Origin of the sequence: Rhodomicrobium sp. Az07 (genome assembly GCF_018619475.1) — a bacterium.
In the GTDB taxonomy this organism is placed as follows: Bacteria; Pseudomonadota; Alphaproteobacteria; order Rhizobiales; family Rhodomicrobiaceae; genus Rhodomicrobium.
Window position 1 is genome coordinate 1 of sequence record NZ_JAHFZG010000046.1, and the last position, 645, is coordinate 645.

Annotated in this window: 1 protein-coding gene; it reads right to left on the bottom strand. The window is 62.5% G+C overall.

What is annotated here, in order from left to right; all coding sequences use genetic code 11:
• On the bottom strand, positions 1 to 586 hold a 586-nt coding region (locus KKP04_RS15260; protein ID WP_215033537.1), incomplete at its 3' end, for a transposase.
• Between the last annotated feature and the right edge of the window lie 59 nt (positions 587 to 645).

Below are 645 nucleotides of genomic sequence, written 5' to 3' on the forward strand. Positions count from 1 at the left end.
GGTCGGTCTCGGCTGGGGTCTCGGAAGGCTCGGTTTCGGGCGTGGCATCTGAGGCGGGAGGATCGCCCGGCCCGTCATCGTCAGGCGGGGCGGCATCGGCCTTGGGCTGGAAGCTCTTCATCGACGCCCATGCCTTGACCAGCGTGCCATCGACCGAAAAATGCTCATCCGACAGCAGCGGTGCGACCTCGCCATGGGCCAGGATCGCCGCCATCACCTTGCGCGACATTTCCGTGCTCAGCAGCCGGTCGCGGTTCTTCGTGAATACGGTCGGCACCCACACAGGATCATCAATACCCAGCCCGACAAACCAGCGGAACATCAGGTTGTAATCCATCTGCTCCATCAACTGCCGCTCGGACCGGACAGAAAACAGAATTTGCAGAAGGCTTGCCCGGATCAGACGCTCCGGCGGGATCGAGGGGCGGCCGAAATCCGTGTAAAGCGCCTCGAACTCCGCATCGAGGCTGGCGAGCGCGTCATTCACGACCTGTCGGATCTTGCGCAGAGGGTGCCGCGCAGGGATACGCCCCTCCAGATCGACATAGCTGAACAGCGATCCGCTCGTCTCGTCCATCCCGCGCATCATCACCCCCGCCGTTACCGTGCTGAGGGTGAATCATGTTCTCAAACCGCTGTCGAGAC